The sequence below is a fragment of the Micromonospora sp. II genome (genome assembly GCF_001709195.1).
Lineage (GTDB): Bacteria > Actinomycetota > Actinomycetes > Mycobacteriales > Micromonosporaceae > Micromonospora > Micromonospora chalcea.
Map to the genome: position 1 here is coordinate 78,423 of NZ_LYXF01000024.1, position 25,931 is coordinate 104,353.

Sequence of the window (25,931 nt, forward strand, 5' to 3'; positions counted from 1 at the left end):
AGGAAGCGGCACTCCGATGGCCAACGAAGACAAGCTCCGCGACTACCTCAAGCGGGTCATGGCTGATCTCCACGACACCCGCCGCCGACTCAGCGAGGCCCAGTCCCAGGAACTGGAGCCGGTGGCGATCGTGGCGATGAGCTGCCGGTTGCCGGGCGGGGTGCGCAACCCCGACGACCTGTGGGAGCTGTTGCGGGACGGCCGGGACGCCGTCGCGCCCTTCCCCGACGACCGGGGCTGGGACCTGGAGCGCCTCTACCACCCCGACCCCGACCACCCGGGCACCTCGTACGCCCGGGAGGGCGGGTTCGTCGACGGGGCCGGCGACTTCGACTCCGCCTTCTTCGGCATCTCGCCGCGCGAGGCGCTGACCATGGACCCCCAGCAGCGGCTGCTGCTGGAGACCTCCTGGGAGGCGGTAGAGGCCGCCGGCATCGACCCCGCCTCGCTGCGCGGCAGCCGGACCGGGGTGTTCGTCGGCACCAACGGGCAGGACTACGGCACCCTGCTGATGATGTCGCCCGACGGCGACGAAGGGCACTCGATGACCGGGGGCGCGGCGGCCGTCGCGTCGGGCCGGGTGTCGTACGCCCTCGGGCTCGAAGGACCGGCCGTATCCATCGACACGGCCTGCTCGTCGTCGCTGGTGGCGCTGCACCTCGCCGTGCAGGCGCTGCGGGCGGGGGAGTGCGACCTGGCGCTGGCCGGCGGGGTGACCGTGATGGCCACCCCGGGCCTCTACATCGGATCCAGCCGGCAGCGCGCACTCTCCACCGACGGGCGCTGCCGGTCGTTCGCCGCCGCCGCCGACGGTGCCGGGTTCTCCGAGGGGGTCGGCTGGCTGCTGGTCGAGCGGCTGTCGGACGCCCGCCGCAACGGCCACCGCGTCCTGGCTGTGGTCCGCGGCACCGCCGTCAACCAGGACGGCGCGTCGAACGGGCTGACCGCGCCCAACGGGCCGGCCCAGCAGCGGGTCATCAGCCAGGCACTCACCTCCGCCCGGCTCTCCACCGCCGACGTCGACGTGGTGGAGGCGCACGGCACCGGCACCAGGCTGGGCGACCCGATCGAGGCGCAGGCGCTCATCGCCACGTACGGGCAGGACCGTGACGAGGCACCGCCACTGCTGCTCGGCTCGGTGAAGTCGAACATCGGCCATGCCCAGGCCGCCGCGGGCGTGGCCGGCGTGATCAAGCTGGTGCTCGCCATCCGGCACGGCCTCGTGCCGGCGACGCTGCACGTCGACGCGCCGTCGCCGCACGTCGACTGGACGGCCGGCGCGGTGGAACTGGTGACGCAGGCCCGCCCGTGGCCGGAGACGGGCCGGGTACGCCGGGGCGCCGTCTCCTCGTTCGGCATCTCCGGCACCAACGCTCACGTGATCATCGAGCAGTCGGCTGAGCCGGTCGAGTCGGATGCGGGTGGGCGTGGGGCGGGGTTGGTCGCTTCGGATGTGGTGGCCTGGCCGGTGTCGGCGCGGTCGGGGACGGCGTTGGCCGGTCAGGTTGCCCGGCTTGCGCGGCACGTGCGTGAGCGGGGTGGGATCGATCCGGTGGAGGTGGGCTGGTCGTTGGCGGCTACCCGGTCGGCGTTCGATCATCGCGTCGTTGTCGTCGGGTCGTCCGTCGAGGGGTTGCTTGCCGGGCTGGATGCCTTCGCTGCCGGTCAGCCGGCGGGGAACGTGGTCACGGGGGTGGCGTCGAGTCCGGGTGCGGGTCCGGTCTTCGTGTTTCCGGGTCAGGGCGCGCAGTCGGCGCGGATGGCGGCGGGGCTGGTGGGTCGTACGCCGGTGTTCGACGAGTGTCTGGCGGAGTGCCGGCGGGCGTTGGCGCCGTATCTCGATGTGGATCTCGTGTCGGTGCTCACGGGCGAGGACGAGTCGTGGCTGGACCGGGTCGAGGTGGTGCAGCCGGTGCTGTGGGCCGTCGGTGTCGCTCTGGCAGCGGTGTGGCGTGCGGCGGGTGTGGTTCCGGACGCGGTGATCGGTCACTCGCAGGGTGAGATCGGCGCGGCGTGTGTGGCGGGCATTCTGAGCCTGGAGGACGCGGCGCGGACGGTGGCGTTGCGGTCGCGTGCGCTGGCGGTGCTGCGGGGTACCGGGACGATGGCGTCGGTGGACCTGTCGGCCGAGGCGGTGGCCGAGCGGCTGCCGGCGTTTCCGGGTGTCGGGGTCGCGGCGGTCAACGGCCCGTCCACCGTCGTGGTGTCGGGTCCGCCGGAGCACGTCGCCGGCCTTGTCCAGGCGTGCGGGGCCGAGGGTGTTCGTGCCCGGCTGATCCCCGTGGACTACGCGTCGCATTCGCCCGCGGTGCAGGAGGTCGCCGAGCAGCTTCGGGCGGACCTGGCCGGTGTCGGTCCGCGGGCCGGTCACACCCGGCTCGTGTCCACTCTCACCGGGGACTGGGTGGATCCGGCGGTGATGACCGCTGACTACTGGTACGACAACCTGCGGCAGACTGTGCTCTTCGACGCGGCCGTGCGGACGGCTGTTGCTGCCGGGCACACCACGTTCGTCGAGATCAGCCCGCACCCGGTGCTGACGATGCCGGTCACCGCGATCCTCGACGACGCCGGTGTGAGCGGGCACACCATCGGCAGTCTGCGTCGTGGTGACGACGACGCGACCCGGCTGCTGACCAACCTCGCCGCCGCGTACGCCGTCGGCCTGCCCGTCGACCTGACGAGGGTGCTGCCCGCCGTGGCCACCGTCGACCTGCCCACGTACGCCTTCGACCACCACCGGTACTGGCCCGCGCCGCCGCTCTTCCTCACCGCGGCCGACGCCGCCCCGGACATCGACCGCTGGCGCTACCGGGTCACCTGGCGGGCCCTGCCCGACCTGCCGCTGACCTGGCTCGCCGGCACCTGGCTCGTGCCGGTGCCCGCGGCGCTGGGCGACGACCCGCTGGTCACCGACGTGCTGTCGGCCCTCGGCAACTTCGGCGCGGACGTCGTCCCGGTGGAGTTGGACGTCACACACGACCCGGCGGCGCTGGCCGAGCGGCTGAGCGCCGCGCTCACCGGCCCGGACGGACCCGTCGCCGTGCTCTCGCTGCTGGGTCTGGACGAGCGGGCGCACCCGGAGCACCCGGCCACCTCGCTGGCCGTCTCGGGCACCGCCCTGCTGGTGCAGGCGCTCGGGCTGCTCGGCGTCGAGGCGCCGCTGTGGTGCGCCACCCGGGGAGCCGTCGTGGCCTGCGCCGACGACCCGGCGCCGCGCCCCGCCGCCGCCTCCGTCTGGGGGCTCGGCCGCGCCGTCGCCCTGGAACACCCCGCCCGCTGGGGCGGCCTGCTCGACCTGCCCGACGTGCTCGACGCGCAGGCCGGCGCGCTGCTCTGCGCGGCGCTCGGCGCCAGCGGTGGCGAAGACGCCTTCGGCGACGACGGCGCGGAGCAGTCCGGCCGGGGCGAGGACCAGCTCGCCGTCCGCGCCTCCGGCGTCTTCGTCCGCCGCCTCACCCGGATCACCGAACCCGAGCCGGTCGACTCCGGCGACGCGGACGACACCCGGCGGATGCACGGCACCGTGCTGATCACCGGTGGCACCGGCGGACTGGGCGGGCATCTGGCCCGCTGGGCGGGCCGCTCCGGCGCCGCGCACGTCCTGCTGGCCAGCCGGCGCGGCCCGGACGCCCCGGGCGCCGCCGAGCTGGAGGCGGAGCTGACCGGTCTCGGCGTACGGGTCACAGTGGCCCGCTGCGACGTCGCCGACCGGGCACAGGTGGCCGACCTGCTCGCCGCCGTCCCCGCCGACGCCCCGCTGAGCGCCGTGCTGCACACCGCCGCCGTCCTCGACGACGGCATCGTCGACACCGTCACCGCGCAGCGCCTGCACACCGTCGCCGCGTCGAAGTGCGTCGCCGCGCTGCACCTGGACGAGCTGACCCGCGACCTCGACCTGGACGCCTTCGTGCTCTTCTCCTCGGTGGCCGGAACCACCGGCAACGCCGGGCAGGGCGCGTACGGGGCGGCCAACGCCTTCCTCGACGCCCTCGCCGAGCGGCGCCGGGCCGAGGGACTGCCGGCCCTCTCGGTGGCCTGGGGCGCCTGGCGCGGGGCCGGCCTGCCCGCCGAGAACGAACGCGCCCAGGAACGGCTGCGCCGGGGCGGCATGATCGGCATGGACCCGGAACTGGCCGTCGAGGCCCTCGCCCGGGCGCTGCGCCGCGACGAGCCCACCACAGTCGTCGCCGACATCGACTGGGCCCGTTTCGCCCCCGCGTTCACCCTGGTACGGCCCAGCCCGCTGATCGGCGACCTCGCCGAGGCCCAGGAGGCGACGCAGCCGGCCGGGCAGCAGGAGGCCGCCGAGGAGGAGACGGGCGTACCGTCGGCCCTCGCCCGGCGGCTCGCCGCGCTCGCGCCGGGGGAGCGCACCGCGACACTGCTGGAGCTGGTGCGGCAGTGCGCGGCGACGGCCCTCGGCTACGGCGCCGCCGACGACATCCCGGCCACCCAGCCCTTCCGCGACCTCGGCCTGGATTCGCTGACGGCAGTCGACATGCGCAACTTCCTGGCCGCCGCCACCGACCTGCGGCTGCCCGCGACGCTCGCCTTCGACTATCCGAACCCGACGGTGCTCGCCGCGCACCTCGGCGAACTGCTCACCGGGATCGTCCCCGACGCGACCACCCCCGCCCCGACCGCCGCGGCCGAGGACGACGACCCGATCGCCATCGTGGCGATGAGCTGCCGCCTGCCCGGTGGGGCGGACACCCCGGAGCAACTGTGGCAGCTCCTCGCCGCCGGCGGCGACGCCATCGGGGAGTTCCCCACCGACCGGGGCTGGGACCTGGACCGGCTCTTCGACTCCGACCCGGAGAAGGAGGGCACCAGCTACGCCCGTGAGGGCGGCTTCGTCACCGGCGCCACCGACTTCGACGCCGGCTTCTTCGGCATCAGCCCCCGCGAGGCCCTCGCCATGGACCCGCAGCAGCGGCTGCTGCTGGAGGCGTCCTGGGAGGCGGTCGAGCGGGCCGGGATCGACCCGCACACGCTGCGCGGCAGCGCCACCGGCGTATTCGTCGGCACCAACTACCAGGACTACCGCAACCTGATGTTCAGCGCCGAGGGCGCCGAGGGGCACCTGATGACCGGCAACGCCGGCAGCGTCCTGTCGGGCCGGGTGTCGTACACCCTCGGGCTGGAGGGGCCCGCCGTCTCGGTCGACACCGCCTGCTCGTCGTCGCTGGTCGCGCTGCACTGGGCCTGCCAGGCGCTGCGCCGCTCGGAGTGCTCACTCGCCCTGGTCGGCGGCGTCACCGTCATGTCCACCCCCGGGGTGTTCGTCGGCTTCAGCCGGCAGCGGGGCCTCGCCCCGGACAGCCGGGTCAAGGCGTTCGCCTCCGCCGCCGACGGCACCGGCTGGGGCGAGGGCCTCGGCCTGCTGCTCGTCGAGCGGCTCTCCGACGCCCGCCGCAACGGTCACCCGGTGCTCGCGGTCATCCGGGGCAGCGCCGTCAACCAGGACGGCGCTTCCAACGGCCTCACCGCCCCGAACGGGCCGTCGCAGCAGCGGGTGATCCGGCAGGCGCTCGCCAACGCCGGCCTCGCCCCGGCCGACGTGGACGCCGTCGAGGCGCACGGCACCGGCACGAAGCTCGGCGACCCGATCGAGGCGCAGGCCCTGCTCGCCACGTACGGCCGGGAGCGGCCCGCCGAGCAGCCGCTCTGGCTCGGCTCGATCAAGTCGAACATCGGTCACACCCAGGCCGCCGCCGGTGTCGCCGGGATCATCAAGATGGTGCTGGCGCTGCGGCACGGCTACCTGCCGCAGACCCTGCACGTGGACGAGCCGACCGACCAGGTGGACTGGAGCGTCGGTGCGGTCGAACTGCTCCGCGAGGGCCGCCCCTGGCCGGTCACCGACCACCCGCGCCGCGCCGCCGTCTCCTCGTTCGGCATCAGCGGCACCAACGCGCACACCATCCTGGAGCAGGCCCCGGAGCCGGTCGAAGCCGAGCAGCCGACCGGTGACCCGGCGCGGCTGCCGGTGGTGCCGGTGCTGCTGTCGGGCCGTTCGGGGCTCGCGCTGGCCGCCCAGGCGCAGCGCTGGTCCGAGCAGCTCACCGGGCTGGAGGCGCCACGTACGGTCGACGTCGGCTGGTCGTCGGCCGTCGCCCGGGCCGCCCTGGAACACCGGGCCGTCGTGCTGGCCACCGACCGGATCGCGCTGGGCGCCGGGCTGCGCGCCCTCGGCGCCGGCGAGGACGCGCCGCTGGTGGTCACCGGCGTGGCGGTGCCCCGGCCGAAGGTGGCGTACCTGTTCTCGGGACAGGGCGCCCAGCGGGCCGGGATGGGTCGCGAGCTGGCCGAGGCGTTCCCCGTCTTCGCCGCCGCCCTGGACGAGGCCTGCGCCGCCCTCGACGCGCACCTGCCCCGCCCGCTCAGGCCACTGCTCTTCGCCGAGCCCGGCACGCATGAGGCCGAGGCGCTGGACCGCACCGAATTCACCCAGCCGGCGCTGTTCGCCGTGGAGGTGGCGCTGTTCCGGCTGTTCGAGGCGTGGGGGGTCCGCCCCGACGCCGTCGCCGGGCACTCGATCGGCGAGATCGCGGCCGCCCACGCCGCCGGTGTGCTCTCCCTGGCCGACGCCGCCGAGCTGGTCGCCGCCCGGGGCCGGCTGATGCAGGCGCTGCCGGCCGGGGGCGCGATGCTCGCCGTCGCCGCCACCGAGGCCGAGGTGACCGCCACGCTCGGTGAGCGGGCCGACCGGGTCTCCGTCGCGGCCGTCAACGGCCCCGCCGCGGTCGTGGTCTCCGGGGCCGGCGACGCCGTCGAGGAACTGGCCGCCCAGTGGGCCGCCCGGGGTGTCCGGGTCCGGCGCCTGGCGGTCAGCCACGCGTTCCACAGTCCGCTGATGGATCCGGTGCTCGACGACCTCGCCGCCGTCGCCGGACGGCTACGGTACGCGGCTCCGAGCATCCCGATGGTCTCCACCGTCACCGGCGCGCCGGTCGACGCGGCGGAGATCGGCGCGCCCGGCTACTGGGTGCGCCACGCCCGCGAGGCGGTACGCTTCGCCGACGCCGTCGTGGCACTGCGCGAGCGCAACGTCACCGGCTACGTCGAGATCGGCCCGGACGGGGTGCTCACCGCCCTCGCCCAGGCCGTCCTGGCCGAGGCCCCGGCCGGCGGCCGGGCCCCACTGGTGGTGCCCGCCCTGCGCCGGGACCGCGCCGAGCCGAGCACCCTGCTGCGCGCGCTCGCCGCGCTGCACACCCACGGCGTCTCCCCGGACTGGTCCGCCGTCTACGCCGGTACCGGCGCCCAGCGGGTCGAGCTGCCCACCTACGCGTTCGACCGGCAGCGCTACTGGCCGGAGCCGCCGCCGTGGGCCGCCCTCGTGGCCGCCGACGAGGCCACCGAGGTCGAGCGCCGCTTCTGGGCCGCGGTCGAGGCCGAGGACCTGGAGTCGCTGGCCCGCGACCTCGACGTGCACCGCGACCAGCCGTTCGGCACCGTGCTGCCCGCCCTGTCGGCGTGGCGCCGGCGCGGCCGGGAGCAGGCCCTGGTCGACGGCACCCGCTACCGGGCGGTCTGGGAGCCCATCGCGGAGACCTCGCAGGAGCAGGACCCCGGCCGGTGGCTGGTGCTGCTGCCCGCCGACCGGGCCGACGACCCCGACCTGCACTCCTGCACCTGGGCCCTGGGCGCCGAGGTGAGCATCGTGCCCGTGGACACCGCCGCCGACTCCGAGGAGCTGTGCGGCGGGTTCGCCGACGTGCTCACCGAGGCGCTCGGCGCGGGCGACGGGCCGCTGTCGATCCTGTCCTTCCTCGGCCTGGACGACGCCCCGCACGCCGAGCACCCGGCGCTGCCGCGCGGCCTCGCCGCGACCGTGCACCTGCTCCAGCAGCTCGTCGACCTCGACGCCTCGGTCCGGCTCTGGTGCGTCACCCAGGGCGCCGTCGGCCTCGGCGACAACGACGCCCCGGCCAACCCGCGGCAGGCGATGCTGTGGGGCCTGGGCCGGGTGGCCGCGCTGGAGCAGCCCGCCCGCTGGGCCGGCCTGGTCGACCTGCCCACTGACCTGGAGCCGTGGACGGCGATGCGTCTCGGCGGCATCCTCACCGGCGGCGGCGTGGAGGACCAGCTCGCCGTCCGCGAGTCCGGGGTGCTGGTGCGGCGGCTCGTACCGGCCACCACCACCGACGGGGAACTCACGCCGTGGCAGCCCCGGGGCACGGTGCTGATCACCGGCGGCGCCGGTGCGCTCGGTGGGCACGTGGCCCGCTGGGTGGCCGCCGAGGGCGCGCAACGGGTGGTGCTGACCAGCCGGCGGGGGACCGGCACCCCGGGCGCCGCCGAGCTGATCTCCGAGCTGGCCGGGCTCGGCGTGGACTGCCGGGTGGTCCGCTGCGACGCCGCCGACCGCGCCGCCGTCACCGACCTCCTGGCCGATCTCCGGCGGGAGGGGCCGCCGCTGCGCGCGGTGGTGCACGCCGCGGGGGTCAGCGAGGTGGTGCCGCTGGCCGACACCACCCTGGAGGACCTGGCGTACGTCATCGCCCCGAAGGTCTGCGGCGCCGAACACCTCGACGAGCTGCTCGGCGACGCCGAACTGGACGCGTTCGTGCTCTTCTCGTCCATCTCGGCGGTGTGGGGCAGCGGCGGACAGGGCGCGTACGCGGCCGGTAACGCCTACCTGGACGCGCTCGCCGAGCGGCGACGCGGCCAGGGCCGGGCGGCCACCTCCATCGCCTGGGGACCGTGGACCGAGTCGGGCATGTACACCGAGGGTGCGGCGGAGCAACTGCGCCGCCGCGGCCTCCAGGTGATGCCGCCCGGCGTGGCGATGGCCGGGCTGCGGCACGCCCTGGCGGTCGGCGACAGCTGCGTCACCGTCGCCGACGTCGACTGGGCCACCTTCCAGCCGCTGTTCACCTCGCTGCGGCCCAGTCCGCTGCTGGCCGACCTGCCGGCCGTACGCGGGCTGGCCGCCGCCCCCGCCGAGGCGCCGGAGGCGGTCGCGCCCGGCGCCCGGGACCTGCTCGCCGGGCTGCGGGCGCTGCCGGACGACGAGCGGCGGGCCGCACTGCTGGAGATGGTGCGGGTCGACGCGGCGAAGGTGCTCGGCCACCCCTCCGCCGACGCGATCGAGACCGACCGGGGCTTCCTGGACCTCGGCTTCGACTCGCTCACCGCCGTGGAACTGCGCAACCTGCTCACCGCGGCGACCGGGCACGACCTGCCCACCACCGTCGTCTTCGACTACCCCACCCCGGACGGCCTGGCCGGCCACCTGTACGAGCAGCTCTTCGCGGGCGCTGCGGGGGACGACGGCGACGGCGGCGACGAGGAGTCCGTGCGCCGGGCCCTCGCCGCGATCCCGCTCGACGAGCTGCGGCAGGCGGGCCTGCTCGACCAGCTGCTCCAGCTGGCCCGTACGAGTGCCGGCACGCCGGCCGTGGCGTCCGCTGCCCCGGTCACGCCGTCCGCACCCGAGACCCAGATCCGCGAACTCGACGTCGCCGGCCTGGTCCGGATGGCCCTGGAAGGCTCCGACTCGTGACCCGGCCGGCCCTGAGGAGCGCCCGATGAATGTTTCCCTGGACGAGGTCGTCGGCGCGCTGCGTGCGTCCCTGCTCGACAACCAGAAGCTCAAGCAGCAGAACCAGCAGCTCACCGCCGCGCTCAGCGAACCGGTGGCGATCATCGGCATGAGCTGCCGGTTCCCCGGCGGTGTCGGGTCACCCGAGCAACTGTGGGACCTGGTGGCCGCCGGCGGCGACGCGATGTCGGCGTTCCCGGACGACCGGGGCTGGAACCTGGGCGCGCTCTACGACCCGGACCCCGACCCCGACAGCCGGGGCACGTCGTACGTGCGTGAGGGCGGGTTCCTCTACTCCGCCGGGGACTTCGACCCGGCGTTCTTCGGCATCAGTCCCCGCGAGGCCCTCGCCATGGACCCGCAGCAGCGGCTGCTGCTGGAGACCGCCTGGGAGGCGTTCGAGCGGGCCGGCATCGACCCCACCCGGCTGCGCGGCGCGCCCACCGGTGTCTACGCGGCCACCAGCAGCCAGGGTGACTACGCGGCCCTGCTCACCGGGGTCACCGGCGGCGTCGAGGGCTACCTCGGCACCGGCAGCGCCGCAGCCGTGGCGAGCGGCCGGATCTCCTACGCTCTCGGGCTGGAGGGGCCGGCGGTCACCGTGGACACCGCGTGCAGCTCGTCGCTGGTCGCGCTGCACCTCGCCTGCCAGGCGCTGCGGCTGGGCGAATGCACGATGGCGCTGGTCGGCGGGGTGTCGGTGATGGCCACCCCGACCGTCTTCGTGGAGTTCTCCCGGCAGCGGGGCCTGTCCACCGACGGCCGGTGCAAGTCGTTCGCCGCCGCCGCCGACGGCACCGGCTGGTCCGAGGGGGCCGGCATGCTGCTCGTCGAGCGGCTCTCCGACGCCCGCCGCAACGGCCACCCGGTCCTCGCCGTGCTGCGCGGCAGCGCCGTCAACCAGGACGGTGCGAGCAGCGGGCTGACCGCTCCGAACGGCCCGTCGCAGCGCCGGGTGATCCGGCAGGCTCTGGCGAACGCGGGGCTGGGTGCCGACCAGGTCGATGTCGTCGAGGCGCACGGTACGGGCACCACGTTGGGTGATCCGATCGAGGCGCAGGCGCTGATCGCGACGTATGGGCAGGGTCGGTCCGCGGATCGGCCGTTGTGGCTCGGCTCGGTGAAGTCGAACATCGGGCACACCCAGGCGGCGGCGGGTGTGGCCGGGGTGATGAAGATGGTGCTGGCGATGCGGCACGGGGTGCTGCCGCCCACGCTGCACGTGGACGAGCCCACCCCGCACGTCGACTGGTCGGCCGGGGCGGTGTCCCTGCTGACCGGCCCGCAGCCATGGCCGGAGACCGGGCAGCCACGCCGGGCCGCGGTCTCCGCGTTCGGCATCAGCGGCACCAACGCACACGTCGTCATCGAGCAGGCCGCCGCGACGGACACCGACGACGTCCGGCCGGCCGGTACGCCCGCCCCGCCGGTACCGTGGATCGTCTCGGCCCGCTCCGCACCGGCCCTGGCCGGGCAGGCGCGGCGGCTGCTGGCGCATCTGGCCGATCACCCCGATCTGACCCCCGCCGACGTGGCGTACTCGCTGGTCACCACCCGGGCGGCCCTGCCGTACCGGGCAGCGGTGATCGGCGGGGACCGCGACGCGCTGCGGGCCGGCCTGCACGCGGTCGCCGAGGAGCGCGACACCCCCGGCGTGGTGCGAGGCGTGGCCCGCCCGGCCGGCAAGGTCGCGTTCCTCTTCACCGGGCAGGGTGCCCAGCGCCTCGGCATGGGCGCCGAGCTGTGCCGCCGGTTCCCGGTCTTCGCCGCCGCCTTCGACGAGGTGGCCGGGGAGCTGAACCGGCACTTGAGCCGGCCGCTGCGGGAGGTGGTCTTCGCCGAGGCCGACTCGCCCGGCGCGGATCTGCTGGACCGTACCGAGTTCACCCAGCCGGCGCTGTTCGCCTACGAGGTCGCCGCATACCGGCTGGTCACCGCCTGGGGGCTACGCCCGCAGTTCCTGCTCGGCCACTCGGTCGGCGAGCTGGCCGCGGCACACGTCGCCGGGGTGCTGTCGCTGGCCGACGCGGCGACCCTGGTGGCCGCCCGGGCCCGGCTCATGCAGCAGTTGCCGCCCGGCGGGGCGATGCTGGCGGTGCAGGCGTCCGAGGCGGAGGTGGTCCCGCTGCTCGACGAGCGGGTGTCCCTGGCCGCCGTGAACGGCCCCCGGTCGGTGGTGCTCTCCGGCGACGAGGAGGCCGTGCTCGCGGCCGGGCGGCGGCTGTCCGCCGAGGACCGGCGGTCCCGTCGGCTGCGGGTCAGCCACGCCTTCCACTCCGCCCGGATGGACGCCATGCTGGCCGACTTCCGGATCGTCGCGGAGAAGGTCGCGTGGCACCCGCCGAACCTTCCGATCGTCTCCGACCGCACCGGCGAGCCGCTCACCGCCGCCCAGGCCACGGACCCGGGCTACTGGGTCGACCACGTCCGGGACACCGTCCGTTTCCACGCGGGCGTCGCCACCCTCGCCGCCGGCGGCGTCGGAACCTTCGTGGAACTCGGCCCCGACAGCGCCCTGACCGTGCTGGCCCGGGAGTGCCTGCCCGACATGGAACCGGCGGCCTTCGTGCCGCTCGCCCGCCGGGACCAGCCGGAGGCGACCACGCTGCTCGCCGCCCTGGCCGCGGTCGACCTGCGCGGTGCCGGGGTCGACTGGGCGGCTCCCTTCGACGGCAGCGACGCCGCGCGCGTCGAGCTGCCCACCTACGCCTTCCACCGCGAGCGTTTCTGGCCGGACCCGCCCACAGTGGATCTCATCCCGCCCGCCGCGACCGGAGAGGACGAGGAGTTCTGGGCGGCCGTGGCGCAGGGACGACCGGCCGAGCTGGCCGCCGAGCTCGGCCTGCCCGCCGACCGGCAGGACGCGCTCGCCGACGTGCTGCCCGCCCTCGCCTCCTACCGGGACCGGCGGCGTCGCGGATCGGAGCTGGACGGGCTGCGCTACCGCGCCGACTGGGAACGCGTCGACCTGTCCCCGGCCCGTACCACGCCGACCGGCCGATGCCTGCTGGTGGCCGGGGCCGGCACCGACGCCACCGCGGTGCTCACCGTGCTGCGCGCCGAGGGCCTGGAGCCGACGCTGGTCACGGTCGGAGACGACCTGGACGCCGTCGCCCGGGCCTCGCTCGCCGACGGCACCTGGTCGGTCGTGGTCTCGCTGCTGGCGGCGGAGGACCCGGCGGCCGGCGCGGGAACCGGCGCGCTCGCCGGGACGGCCGCGCTGGTGCGGGCCCTCGCCGCTGCGGGGAACGGCACGCCGATGTGGACCGTGACCCGGGGCGCGGTGGCCGTCGACGCGCACGACGCCGCTCCCGGCGTGGCCGGGGCGTACCTCTGGGGCCTGGGCCGGGTGCTGGCGCTGGAGCAGCCGCGCGTGTGGGGCGGGCTGGTCGACCTGCCGGCGGAGCCGGACGACGTCGCGCTCGCCGCGCTCGCCCGGGTCGTCGCGTCCGGCGGCGACGAGGACCAGGTGGCGGTACGCGCCGGCGGGGTGTATGCCCGGCGGCTCCGCCGGGCCCCGGCCGGCGCCACCGATACGGACTGGCGGCCCCGCGGCGCGGTCCTGGTGCACGGGTCCGCGCAGGTGCGTACCCCGCACCTGCTGCGCTGGCTCGCCGAGCGCGGCGCGTCGCACCTCGTCCTCGTGGGGCCGGTGGCGGATGCCGACCCGCCCGGCCCGGACGTCACAGTCACCGCCGTCGGCGACCTGGACGGGCTGCCCGAGGTGCTGGACCGACTGGCCGCCACCGGCAGCGAGATCCGCACCGTCCTGCACATCGCCGACTCCGACGGGGCCGGCGACCCGGTGGCGGTGCTGGACCCGCACGAGCTGGCCGACGCCGTGGCCGCCCGTACCGCCGCCGTGGAACTGCTCGGCCGGGCCTGCGCCGGCCTGCCGGTCGACGAGTTCGTCGTCTTCGCCTCGACGGCCGCCGTCTGGGGCAGCGGGGGAGCGGCGGTCGCCGCCGCCGTGGGCGCCGGGCTGGCGGCGCTGGCCGCGGGCTGGCGTGCCGCCGGCCGCCCGGCCACCGTCGTCGCGTGGGTGCCCTGGGCGGACGAGATCACCGACGCGGCGCAGTTGCGCCGCCGGGGGGTCCGGCCGCTGCCCGCCGACGTGGCCCTGTCCGCGCTGGGGCAGGCTCTGGTCCGCGGCGACGACCAACTGGCCGTGGCCGACCTCGACTGGCCCGCGTTCGTGCCGGCCTTCACCGCCGTACGGCCCAGCGCGCTACTGCGCGGCGTGCCCGAGGCGACGGCCGGCGCGGAGCCGGGGGCCGGCGACGCCGCGACCGATCCCGCCCGCGCGCTGCGCGAGCGGCTGGCCGGCGTTCCGGCCGGCGACCGGCACCGGATCCTGCTGGACCTGGTCCGGGCGCGGGTGGCCACCGTCCTCGGGCACGCCTCGCCCAACGCGGTCGAGGCCGACCGGGACTTCCTGGAACTCGGCTTCGACTCGCTGACCGCACTGGAACTGCGCGACGCGCTGCGCCAGGAGACCGCGGTGGAGCTGTCGGCGACCCTGCTCTTCGACCACCCCACCCCTACGGAGCTGGCCGTTCACCTGCTCGGCCAGCTCCTCGGCGCGGACGACGCCGGTGGACCTGCCGGGGAGAGTGCCGGCGGCGGACTGCTCGGTGGGTTGTTCAACCAGCCGAAGGCGCGCGAGGACCCGGCCGGGTATGCCGAACTGCTGGTCAAACTCGCCCAGTTCCGCCCCCGCTTCCGCGAGCCGGCGCAGCTCACCCGCCCGGCCGGCATCCTCCGGCTGGCCGAGGGCGGCGCCCGGGCGCAGTTGGTGTGCTGCTGCACGATGTCGCTGCTCTCCGGCGCGCACGAGTACGCCCGGCTGGCCGCCGGCTTCCGGGGCGTACGTGACGTGTGGGCCCTGCCCAACCCCGGGTTCGGCGTGGGCGAGGAGCTTCCCGCCGACCTCGACGCGCTGCTGCGGGTGCACGCCGACACGGTGCTGCGTACCGTCGGTGCCGGCCCGTTCGTGGTGGCCGGTCACTCCGGTGGTGCGATGGTGGCCAACCTGCTCGCCGGGGAGCTGGAACGCCAGGGCCGCCCGCCGGACGCGGTGGTGCTCATGGACACCTACCCGGCCGACAGCGAGGTGCTCGGCGGGTGGGTGCCGCAGCTTCTCGACGGGATGATCGACCGGGACACCGCGTACACGCCGATGGACGACTGGCGGACGACGGCGTGGGCGGGCTACCTGCCGCTGTTCCTGGACTGGCAGCCGACCGAGATGGCGGCGGCGACCCTGCTGGTGCGGGCCACCGAGCCGCTGGGGGAGTGGGACGGCGAACCGGACGGCTGGCGGTCGCGCTGGCCCTACCCGCACGAGGCTGTCGACGCGGCCGGCGACCACTTCAGCATGGTCGCCGACCGGGGGCCGGAACTCGCCGGCACGGTCCAGCGCTGGCTGGCCGCGCGGGGTCTGTGACCGGTTCCGCCCCTGGCGTGCCCCTAGCGCCCCCTATCGGCACACATACATCTATCGGACCGACGTTCCAGGACGGAGCATGACGACGTGGACGAGGCAGTGGTGGTCACGGAGCTGGTCAAGCGGTACCAGCCCAACATGCCACCGGCGGTGGACGGGCTGAGTTTCTCCGTCGCCGCCGGTGAGGTCTTCGGCCTGCTCGGGCCGAACGGTGCGGGCAAGACGACGACGATCGGGGTGCTGACCACACGGGTGCGGGCCACCTCGGGCCGGGCCCGGGTGTGCGGCGCGGACGTGATCGGCTCGCCCGCCGCCGCCCGGCAGTTGCTGGCGGTCGTACCGCAGCGGGTGAACCTGGACCGGGCGCTGACCGTCCGGCAGAACCTGCTGTTCCACGCGGCCTACCACCGGGTGCCCCGGGCGCAGCGCATCCGGCGGGCGGACGAGCTGCTGGACCAGATGGGGCTCAAGGACTTCGCGAACCACCGCACCGACTTCCTGTCGGGCGGCCTCGCCCAGCGGACGATGATCGCCCGCGCGCTGATGCACTCGCCCCGGGTGCTCTTCCTCGACGAGCCGTCGGCGGGCCTCGACCCGCAGTCCCGGCTCTTCGTGCACGACCGGATCGCCGAGCTGAAACGGGACGGCGTGACAGTGGTGGTCACCACGCACGACATGGACGAGGCGGAGAAGCTCTGCGACCGGGTCGGCATCGTCGACCACGGCAAGCTGCTCACCATGGACACGCCGTCCGCGCTGACCCGTACGCTGCCGGGCAGCAGCACCCTGACCCTCGTGGTGACCCCCGGCGCCTCCGCCGAGGAGGTGCGGGCCGCGCTCGATGCGATCCCCGACGTGGAGCAGGTGGAACACTTCAAGATGACCGCCAAGGTGCCCGTCGCCGCGCCGGCGTTTCCCGGCATGCCGGCGATGCCGATGCCCGCCCCGGTCCCGGACGCGCCCGCCGACTCGGACGCCCCCCTGTCCTTCCGGGTCTACACCAGCGGTCAGCCGGCCAACGCCATCCCGATGGCGATGAAGATCCTCGCCGACCTGGGTTGCGAGGTTCGTGACCTCAACATCGGCCAGCCCAGTCTGGAAGATGTCTTCATCCACCTGACCGGAAGGGAACTTCGGTGAGCGTCACCGCCCCCGCCCCCCCGTCCGCGCCGTCACCGCCCGCGGCGCCGCCGCCGGTGCGCGCGCTGGACCAGCTCGCCACCTTCCGCGCGGTGCTCTCGCGGGACCTGTTCGTCACCGGCCGGGAGCTGATCGGCTTCCTGCTCCAGGTCTTCATCCAGCCGCTGTTCATGCTGCTGATCTTCGGCAAGGTGCTCAGCGACCTGGGCTACGCCAGCGACGACTTCTCCAACGTGCTGCTGCCCGGCGTCATCGCGCTGAACGCCTTCCTGATCGGCCTGGAGAACACCGCGCTGCCGATGATGATGGACTTCTCCTTCACCCGGGAGATCGAGGACCGCCTCCTGGCGCCCATGGCGACCCCGCTGGTGGCGCTGGAGAAGATCGTTTTCGGGGGCATCCGTGGCCTGATCGCCGGTGTGGTGCTGATCCCGGTCGGCATGCTCATGCTCGGCGTCACCTGGCCCTGGGCGGTGGTGCTCAAGGTGGTCGGGGTGTTGGCGATCGGCGCGCTGGTCGGCGCGGCGGTCGGTCTCGCCTTCGGCACCCTGGTGCCCACGCAGCACATCCAGATCATGTTCACCGTGGTGATGACCCCGATCATGTTCACCGGCGCCACCCAGTTCCCGCTGCTCGGCCTGGACTCGCTGCGCTGGTATCAGGTGATCTGTTCGCTGAACCCGCTGACCTACATCAGCGAGGCGACCCGGTCGCTCGTCGGCCCGCCGGGGGTCGAGTCGCTGCCGCTCTGGCTGTGCATGTGTGTCCTCACCGGGGTCTTCGTGGTGTTCTCGGCGATCGGCATGCGTGGCTTCATGCGCCGCGCCATGGACTGACCGCCCGGACGCGATCCGCCGAGGGCCCGAACCGCAGATGCGGTTCGGGCCCTCGCTTTCGCCCCGTGTCGCAGGGGGCCGGTGGTCACCGCGCCCCTGCGACAGCCGTCAGGACGTGGCGCTCTGTGCCTCGTCGGCCAGCGTCTCGGCATACACGACGAGCCGGGACGGCAGGTCGGTCCGGCGCTTCACGTCGAGCTTGCGGTAGACCCGGGTCAGGTGCTGCTCGACAGTGCTCACCGTGATGAAGAGCTTGCTGGAGATCTGGCGGTTGGTGTGGCCGTGTGCGGCCAGCGCGGCAACGCGCCGCTCGGCGTCGCTCAGCCCGTCGTCCGGTTCCTGGAGTTCGGCGGCGGCCGGGTACGCCGGCAGTCCACTGCCCGGCTCCCGGCGAATCAGCCGCTGAGCCAGCACCGACGCCCCGCAGTCCTGCGCGAGCTGGTAGGCGCGGCGGACGAGCAGCCGGGCGCGGGCGGAGTCTCCGGCGCGCTGCAGCGTCTGACCGGTGTCGCCGAGGGCGCGGACGAGCTCCAACCGGTCGCCGCTGGACTGGAGCAGGTTGACCGCTTCGGAGAGCAGCTTGCGCCGGTGGTCCTGGGCGGCGGTGGTGGCGAGCAGGCGCAGCGTACGGCCCCGGGTCCGGTCGTCGACCCCGTGCGGCACCCGCAGTTGCTCCTGCAGGAGCTGCATGGCCTGCGTCTTGTTGCCGACGCTGAGCTGCACCCGGGCCAGCTCCAGCCGCCACGGCACCAGTCCGGCCGCGTCGATCCCCCACGTGCGCATAAGCTCGCCGCAGCGCCGCAGGTCGGTGGTGGCGGCGTGCGGCCGGCGTACGGCCAGGTGGTGCCGGCCGCGTGCGGCCAGGTAGTGCAGGCCCAACGGGGTGCGGAAGATGCCGGGCGGGGTCGGGTGGGCCAGCCACCGGTCGGCCTCGGCGAACCGGCCCGACTCCGTCGCGGACGCGATCAGGGTGGACAGCGGTCCGGCGATCGCCACTCCCCAGGCGGGGGCTGGCATGTCCTCCAGGGCCGCGCGGGCGTGGTGCTCGGCACCGGGCAGATCGCCGACGCGCAGGGCCGCCTCCGCCCGGATCGCCCGGATCACCGCCCGCCAGCCCGGCGCGTGCTGAACCACCGGCCGGTCGAGCAGCACGTCGCCCCAGACCACGGCCCGGTCCGACCGGCCGGCCCAGAGCAGCGCCAGCAGGGGCGCGGTCAGCAGGCCGAGGGCGCCGTCGTCCGTGTGGTGGCGCTGCAGGATCTGCTCGGCGGTCGGCGCCGTGTCGTTGTCGGCGGTCGGCGTCAGCGCGGTGCCGAGCACCGTGACCGCCTGCAGGAGCGGGCTGACGGTGGTCGGGGCGCCGGCCGCGCGGCTCCAGGTGGCCGGCGTCTGCCGTACGCTCGCCAGGTGGTCCGGGTGGGAGAGGGAGACCAGAAGCTGCATGATCCGCAGGCGGCCGGGCGGGGTGGCCGGAGCCTGCTCCTCGTCCGCCGAGAAGCCGCTGACGGCCTCGGCAGCCTCGTCGACGCGGCCCTGCCAGAGCAGGTACGGCACCGCGGAGAGGCTCGCATCGGTGGACCAGCCGGCGGCGCGCGCCGTCTGCACCAGCTCCGTCAGCTGCCCGTTCACCGTCAACGGGTTGAGCTGCCAGCGGGCATTCACCAGCATCTCGGTGGTGGCGGTGCGTTGCCGCTCGTCCACCGGCGCGCTGGCGAGCAGCCGCAGGCAGGCCGCCGCCACGTCGGGCCGGCCGGACGAGAGCGCGTGACCGGCGGCGTCCTGGAGCACCGGCACCCGCCAGCCGGCCACCGTCGCACCGGCGGCCACGAGGTGCTCGGCTACCACGCTCGCCTCGGCGCCGCGGTCGTGCAGCACCTCGGCGGCCCGCTGGTGCAGGGCGCGCCGCTCGTCGGCCGACATGTCAGCGAGGATCGAGTGCAGGATACGCGAGTGGCGTAGCTGGTCGGACTCCATCAGACCCGAGGTACGCAACACCCGCACCGCCGGGACCGTGGTCGCGGGCATCACGTCGAGGAGGTGGCCGAGCAGTTCGGCCGACGCGGGCCGGTCGAGCACGGCGAGCGCCTGGGCCACCCGGCGTACCCCGGGCTCGTGGCGGTAGAGACACCCGAGGACGGCCTGGTCGAACGCGTCACCGACGGACGGAAGGTCGTGGTCGCTGCCCCCGCCACCGGCCCGTTCGTCGAGCAGCGCCCGGGTGAGCAGTGGATTGCCTCCGGTCATCCGTACGTAGTGTTCCGCGGTCCTGCGGGTGTCGGCGTCGTCGACGGCGCCCTCGACCAGCCGGGCGACGGCGTCGACGGTCAGTGGTGGCAGGCCGATCCGGGAGAAGTGCGGCTGGCTGAGCAGCTCGGCGCGGAACAGCTGGTGCGGCGGGCGCAGCGTCGACGCCTCCGCGAACACGACCATGATCCGGGCGTGGCGCAGCCGCCGGGTCACGTAGAGCAGGCAGTGCAGCGAGGCCGGGTCCGCGTGGTGCACGTCGTCGACGAGGAGGACCAGGGGCCCGTTGGCCGTCAGGTCGATCAGGGTGGTGAAGAGGCCGTGCAGCAGGGGTGCCCAGGCCCGGTCTACGTCGGACGCCTCGCCGCCGACTTCGGGCAACGGCACCGCGGAGGTGGCGTCGCGCAGCAGCTTCCCGACGTGGGCGGCGGCCTCCGGGGCGAGTCGTGCACTGTGGAACAGCTGCCCGACGACTCCCAGGTGGAGACCGCGCTCCGCCCGCGAGCCGGTCGCGCTCATCACCTGCCCGCGGGAGCCGGCCGTCCACTCGCCGAACGACTCCAGCAGACTGGTCTTGCCGCTGCCCACGGCACCGGTGACCAGCGCGACGTGTCCGCGCTGCTGCTCTTCGCACGCGTGGAACACGCGCCGCAGACGGGTGATCTGTTCCTCTTGCTGAACCAACACCTGCGCGTAAGCCCTCCTTGTACGCGGCGCGGGCCTGGAAACGCCGGTGCGGCCCGACACCGCCACCCCTGCCGGAGACAGCCGCCCCTCCGCCCGCGTCTCGACGGGTAGGGGTGGAGCGCGCCGGGCGGCCACGCCGGGTGGACCTGAAATCCTTCGTCGGACCGGTCTTCTCGCCGTACGGTCCGCGTGTCGAGGCGAGTCTGGCACCGGCATGATGGTGCGACAACGGGCGTGAGACCCCATCGTTTCGCATCCAAACCTGCGGGCCCCGGAAGGCATTTAGGGGTTGCGCGGTTCGGGGTGATGGGTGTTGGAGCCGATCGGCCCGGGGGAGGCGACACGCCGGTGAGCGGCTGGTGCCGGGGCGTACGGCTCGATGGTGCCACACCGCGATTCCCGGCGCACGCCGATGATACCCACAGTGGTGGTGAGCGAACTCTTCGCGACGGTCGGCGAGGGTGACGGTCGCGTGACGCCCGTCGGCTGTTCCGTGCGGAAGCCCGACCGGGATCAGCGCGGCCGAGGGCCGGACGGACGGCCGCCCGGGGGGTCCGTGCCCCGCGTCAGCGGATCCAGCACCGTCGTGCCGGAGCGGTCGAACCGCAGCCGTCCGGCGAGTTCGCCGCGCGAGTTGACGTCCAGCTTCCGGTAGATGCGCGTCATCCGCTGTTCGATCGCGCTGACCGTCAGGAAGAGCTTCTCGGCGATCTCACGATTGGTGTGACCCTGGGCGGCCAGGGTGGCCATCCTGGATTCGGTGTCCGTCAGGCCCTGGACCAGGACCGCCGCATCCGCCCGGCTGCCGGTGGCGCCGTCCCTGGTGGACAGGGCGCTGGGCCACAACGTCGGGATGCCGCACTCCTCCGCGAGAGCCCGGGCCGACCGGGTCGCGGCGCGGGCCTGCCGCCGGTCGCCGGCCTGCTCGTAGGCGTGACCGAGGTCGGCAAGGTTGTGCGCCAGTTCCATCCGGTCGCCGCACTGCCGCAGCAGCCGTACGGCGCTGCGCAGGTGCGGGATCCGTTCCTGTCCCTCCTCGGTCGCGGCCAGAACCCGCAGGGCCGCGGCCCGGTACCGGACATGGACGGGCCGCAGCCGGGCCAACTCGTCGCGCACCAGCTTGCGCGCCTGCTGACGGCGGCCCATCCGGAGCAGTGCCCGAGCCGACTCGGTGCGCCACGGCACCAGGCCCGAGAAGTCCAGCTGCCACCGCTGCATCAGCTGCCCGCAGAGCTGGAAGTCGGCCAGCGCGGCCTCGGGGCTTCCCGCGGCGAGGGCGTGCGTCCCGCGGGCGTGCAGGTAGTGCAGCCCGAGCGGGGTCTCGAAGATCGCCGGCGGCACCGGCACCTGAAGGCAGGCGGCCGCCGTGTCGAGCTGGTCCATATAGGTCAGGGCCCGTATCCGGACGGCGAGAGGTATCCCGATCACCACCCCCCAGCCTTTCGGCGAGAGCTGCCCCAGTGCCTCGTCGGCCAGCTTGCCGGCGCGGGGGAGGTCGCCGAGCCGGCCGGCGACGGCGGCCCGCAGGGCGGTGAGCGTGGCCGAGGGGGTGGGGTGGTGCGGGGTGGCGAGGTGGCGGTCCAGCCGGTCGCACCAGTCGTCGGCCAGGTCGAGCTGGTCGGCGTAGATCATGGCGATGAGGGCGCAGATGACCCTCCACATGTGCGGTTCGTCGTCCGGCCCGGTGGTCGACAGTGTCCGCTCGGCCTTCTCGACCACGCCCGCGTCACCCCGGGCCAGCACGCCGGACAGCAGGATGACTCCGCTGAGCCCGTGCTTGACCCGGGCCAGCGTGAGCGGATCCCGCGCGGCCACGGCGGGCGCGGGCCGGTCGACCATGACCCCGGGATAGAGCGTCGAGATCCAGCCGGTGATGATGAGCAGCTCGGCCACGGACTGCGGATCTGCGGGATCCGACCGCTCGCTGAGGTGCCTGACCAGGTCGACGGCCTTGTCGATCTCACCGTGCCAGAGGAGGTACTGGATGGGACCGGCGGCCTGTTGGCTGCCGAGGTGCCCGGCCCGGATGGCGGTGGCGACGCTGACCAGGTGGGGGATCGTGGCCTGCGGGTCGAGTCGCCACTCGGCGCGCGCCAGCGCGGAGCGGATCCGCGCCCGCAGACACTCGCCGACGCCACTGCGGTGCGCCCGGCGCAGGTACCGCAGGGCGGTCTCCACCTCGCCGTCGAGCAGCGCCTGCTCGCCGGCGTCCAGCAGGGTCTGCGCCATCCAGGGTTCGGCCAGCTCGCCGATGTCCACCAGGTGCGGCGCGATGCGGGCCGGGGGCGCGCCGTCGTCGTGCAGCAGGCGGGCTGCTCCCAGATGCAGCCGTACGCGTTCCTCGGCGGTCATCCCGTCGATCACGGCCTGGGTCACCGCCGGATGGCGCAACCCCTGTTCGTCGATCAGCCCGGCGCTGGTCGACTTGTCGACAGCGCCCAGCGCGGGGTGCAACCGGGCGTCGACGAGATGCGGCAGCAGGCTGCCGTGCAGCGGCTCGCCGGTCACGGCGAGCACTCGGGCGGCGTTGAGCACCAGGCGGTCGCAGCGGTACAGGCAGCTCAGCACGGCCTCCCGGAACGACTCGCCGACCGCCGGGGCGCCGGCGGACCGTGGCGCGGCTGCCTGGTCATCGGCGAGCGCGTGCACCAGGAGCGGATTCCCGCCGCTGATCCGGTGGCTCTCCTCGGCGATGCTGCGGGCGAGCGGGATGTCGAGCCGCTGGGCGAGCAGCTGGAACGTCCCCTCGGCGGTGAGCAGCGGCAGGCGGATGCGGTGCAGCTTCGCCGGTTGCAGCATCTCGGCGTGCACGTCCGCCTGCCACGGCCGGGTGCGTGGCGCCTCCGTCAGGACCATCAGCACGGATAGGCCGGAGAGCCGCCGGGCCACGTAATCGAGACAGCGCAGCGACGGCACGTCCGCGTGGTGGATGTCGTCCACCACGATGACCAGCGGCCCCCGCGAGGTCAGTTCGAGCAGGGCGCGCCCGATGGCGGCGGTGAGCCGGGCGTTCTCCGCGTCCGCCGGATCGGCGTCGCTCCATGCGAGGGCGCCCGCGTCCAGCAGCCGGGCGAGGCGGGCCCGGATGTCGGGGGCGTCCGCGGCGCACGACGGCACCGCGCGGACGAGCTGCCGGACGACCTCCAGCGGTACGCTGCGCTCCGCGCGGGAGGCGCTCGCGCCGATGACCCGTGCTCCGGCGTCGCAGGCGCGCCGGGCGAAGGCCTGTGAGAGCGCGGTCTTGCCGGAGCCGACCGGGCCGGTCAGCACGGTCACCGGCCGGTCGGTCGGCGAGGTGCCGCCGCGGAGCAGGTCTGCGAGTCGGCGCTCCAGCAGGCCGAGCTGGCTCGAACGCTCGGTCAGCTCCATCACCGCCCCCTCCGGGGGAGGGCCGGGTGCCCGGTGCGGCCCGACAGCTCGACCAAATTGGAGACCGGCAATTCTTGACCCATTCCATTATCGGCAAGGATCGACTGGTGTCGAGCCTTGCCGGTGCGCCATCGACCGACTTGACCGGTTGGCTGCTGCGAGCCGTGTTCCCGTGTGCGTCGGCGATAATTCCCCAGCTCTCTCGGGGTCGACACTTCCTATCGACCTGCTTGATGGTGGGAGTATGGCAGTTGGGCAATTGGGCGGCAAGCCGAGTTGTGTAAAGGATGGGCAAACATGGGTTACTTGTCTCGGGTGACCCGACCGGGGGTGGCGACGGAAAGTCGCCGGCTGGTCCCGTACCGTGACAGAGCGCTCTCCTGAGCCGATGGTTCCGCTTATTCGGCCCGCCTGCTGATTGGCGAATGGGCTCTTCCGTGCTAATCCGACGTCCGGGCGTTACCGGTCGCTCTCGCCGCAAGGTTCGAGGCTGCCGCGGTCGCGGCGTGCGGAGGCGTCGAGCTGGGCGTCATCGTCGTTGAACTCGGCGTTCGTGACCCCGCCCGTGCCGATCCCGGCGCGGGCGGGCGTGGTGCCGGAAGCTGCTGTGGAGGTGTCGTCCGCCCCCGGGGCGGGGCCGTGGGGTCCGGTCGGGGCTCCGGCAATTGCCGGAGGCGCTCGATTGTTGCGATGTAAGGCATTGATGCCGGAACTGCGATCGATGCCTGTCCGGCCCTGCCGGCGGTCGAGGCTTGGTGTGCGTCGGCGGGCCACGATTCGGACGTTTGGGAGATTCTGCGATTATGTATGAAAAAGAATTATGAATCCGAGTGTCCCGTTGGTTGCGGAGGCCTGCGGTCCCATCCGGCCCGAAGGCTGATCTAATGCGGCACACGTCAATGCGATAAAGCCGTGACGGCGAGCTGCCGGGCATCGAGGAGGACGTTTTACGGTCGATTTTCGCTCGCTGAGGACAAATGCGGCCTCTGCATTGTTCGCCGAGCCGGAGTGAGCGCTCGTGTCGGCCGTTGTGTCAGGACGGCCGGGATTCGGTCCTAGCTGGCCAGTAGGCCCGGACAGGGGGATTCGGACTCGGCGGCTAGGGGTTGTGCCCGACGATAGCCCGGCCCTAATTTCGGGGCACCCGGTCTCCACCGTCTGGATAGCCGGACATGGGGCCGTGCAGGCCCGAGACCTGAAGGGTTCTGTGGCCGTCGTGATGTCCCAGCTGCCGCCGCGACTCGTTGCGGCCCCGCGCAGGGGATAGCGGAGATGACGCTGCTGCCGGTGCTGCGTGGATTCGGTGCGGATCGGGCCGACGCGGTCACGGTGGCCGGAGAAGCCCTCTCCAGCGAGGCCCTGCTGGGCTGCGTCACCGCCGTCGCTGATCGGATCAGGGGCGCGACCGCGGTCGCGGTCGACGGCACACCGACGCTGGAAGCGGTGGTCGGAATGCTCGGCGCCCTCCTCGCCGGGGCACCGCTCGTACCGCTGCCTCCCGGCGCCGACGAACGCGAACGCCGCCGTATCCTGCGGCAGTCCGGAGCGACGGTGATCCTCGGCCGTGCCCCGTCCGGGGCCGACGGCCTGTCCACGATCCCGGTCGACCTGCGAGAACACGCCTCGACGCGGCATCCCGAGCCCGCCCCGGGCAGCGACGCCGTCATCCTCTACACAGGTGGCGCATCAGGGCCGCCACGAGGGGTGCGCATCTCGCGCCGCGCCATCGCCGCCGACCTCGACCTTCTGGCCCGTGCGTGGCACTGGAGCGAGGAGGACGTGGTCGTCCAGGGCACCCCGCTGTTCCGGGCGTACGGTCTGGTCGTCGGCCTGCTCGGCGCGCTGCGGGCCGGCAGCCGTTTCGTCCACCTCGACCACGCCGGCACCGGGCCGGTCGGCTCCGTGCACCTGGCGTCGCCCGACCAGTGGGCGAAGATAGCGCTGGACGGCCACCGGGCCCGGCCGCTGTCCGCGGCGCGGATCCTCGTTTCCGCGGACGGCCCGCTGGCCCGCGCCGTGGCCGAACGGCTCCGACTGCTCACCTCGCACCGGCCGGTGCAGGCCTACGGCACCACCGAGACGCTCGTCGCGCTGACCGGGCGCCCCGGCGACCGTACGGTGCCGGGCGCTGTCGGCACCCCCCTGCCCGGCGTCGAGACGCGCGTGCTGGACCGCGAGGACCGGCCGGTGCCGGCCGACGGCCAGTCGGCGGGCGAGCTGAGCGTCTGCGGGCCGATGCTGTTCAGCGGGTACGTCGGCGGGCGGAGCCTCGCCGCCGGTCGCTGGCACGCCACCGGGGACCTGGCCAGCGTGGCCCCCGACGGCACGTACCGGATCATCGGGCGACGCGGGCTCGACGTGGTGCACAGCCGGGGCCGGCGGATGCCCGCCGGGCAGATCGAGGAGGCGTTGCTGAGCCACCCCGGCGTGCGCGACGCCGCCGTCGTCGGCACGCCGCACCACGCGCTCGGCGAGCAGGTCACCGCCTACGTCGTCGCCGAGGGGGTGACCGCGCAGGTGCTCATCGACCACGTCGGCCGGTACCTCTCGGCGGGCCAGCGCCCCCGGCGGGTGCACTTCGTCGACGAGTTGCCGCGCAGCGCCTTCGGGCGGATCAGGAAGTCCCTGCTGATCGCCGGCGGCTGAGCCGGCCGGA

The 25,931-nt window shown here is 74.3% G+C and carries 7 protein-coding genes; 5 read left to right on the plus strand and 2 right to left on the minus strand.

Going from position 1 to position 25,931, the window contains the following annotated elements; genetic code table 11:
• Window positions 1-16: 16 nt before the first annotated feature.
• The 4 genes from A8711_RS12395 to A8711_RS12410 all read left to right on the plus strand — a co-directional run bounded on the left by A8711_RS12395 (window position 17) and on the right by A8711_RS12410 (window position 16,975).
• Entirely contained in the window at window positions 17-9,514 is a 9,498-nt protein-coding gene (locus A8711_RS12395) for a type I polyketide synthase (protein WP_069088284.1), read from the plus strand.
• Between the two features lie 25 nt (window positions 9,515-9,539).
• Complete coding sequence (locus A8711_RS12400; protein ID WP_069088285.1) at window positions 9,540-14,999, plus strand: type I polyketide synthase; 5,460 nt, start codon at window positions 9,540-9,542, stop codon at window positions 14,997-14,999.
• A gap of 87 nt (window positions 15,000-15,086) precedes the next feature.
• Window positions 15,087-16,139, plus strand: coding sequence for an ABC transporter ATP-binding protein (locus tag A8711_RS12405; RefSeq protein ID WP_030498869.1), 1,053 nt, complete (start codon window positions 15,087-15,089; stop codon window positions 16,137-16,139).
• Window positions 16,136-16,975 (plus strand): ABC transporter permease, encoded by an 840-nt coding sequence (locus A8711_RS12410; RefSeq protein ID WP_043322806.1) that lies wholly within the window; start codon window positions 16,136-16,138, stop codon window positions 16,973-16,975. The genes A8711_RS12405 and A8711_RS12410 overlap by 4 nt, the downstream gene beginning before the upstream one ends.
• A 108-nt stretch (window positions 16,976-17,083) precedes the next feature.
• Here the strand turns inward: A8711_RS12410 and A8711_RS33065 are convergent, their stop codons facing one another.
• Window positions 17,084-19,906: a LuxR family transcriptional regulator gene (locus tag A8711_RS33065; protein ID WP_043322809.1), complete on the minus strand. Its 2,823-nt coding sequence runs from the start codon at window positions 19,904-19,906 to the stop codon at window positions 17,084-17,086.
• A 513-nt stretch (window positions 19,907-20,419) separates the two neighbouring features.
• The gene (locus A8711_RS12420) at window positions 20,420-23,275 is read right to left on the minus strand and encodes an AAA family ATPase (RefSeq protein WP_069088286.1); all 2,856 of its coding nucleotides are present in this window, start codon (window positions 23,273-23,275) and stop codon (window positions 20,420-20,422) included.
• Between the two features lie 1,272 nt (window positions 23,276-24,547).
• Here A8711_RS12420 and A8711_RS12425 point away from each other — a divergent pair.
• Entirely contained in the window at window positions 24,548-25,921 is a 1,374-nt protein-coding gene (locus A8711_RS12425; RefSeq protein WP_069088287.1) for an AMP-binding protein, read from the plus strand.
• Window positions 25,922-25,931: the final 10 nt, after the last annotated feature.

Bases quoted from the DNA above. Each gene is read 5' to 3' on its own strand.
- A8711_RS12420 (WP_069088286.1), bottom strand. From the start codon at position 23,275: ATGGAGCTGACCGAGCGTTCGAGCCAGCTCGGCCTGCTGGAGCGCCGA.
- A8711_RS12400 (WP_069088285.1), top strand. From the start codon at position 9,540: ATGAATGTTTCCCTGGACGAGGTCGTCGGCGCGCTGCGTGCGTCCCTG.
- A8711_RS12425 (WP_069088287.1), top strand. From the start codon at position 24,548: ATGACGCTGCTGCCGGTGCTGCGTGGATTCGGTGCGGATCGGGCCGAC.
- A8711_RS12395 (WP_069088284.1), top strand. From the start codon at position 17: ATGGCCAACGAAGACAAGCTCCGCGACTACCTCAAGCGGGTCATGGCT.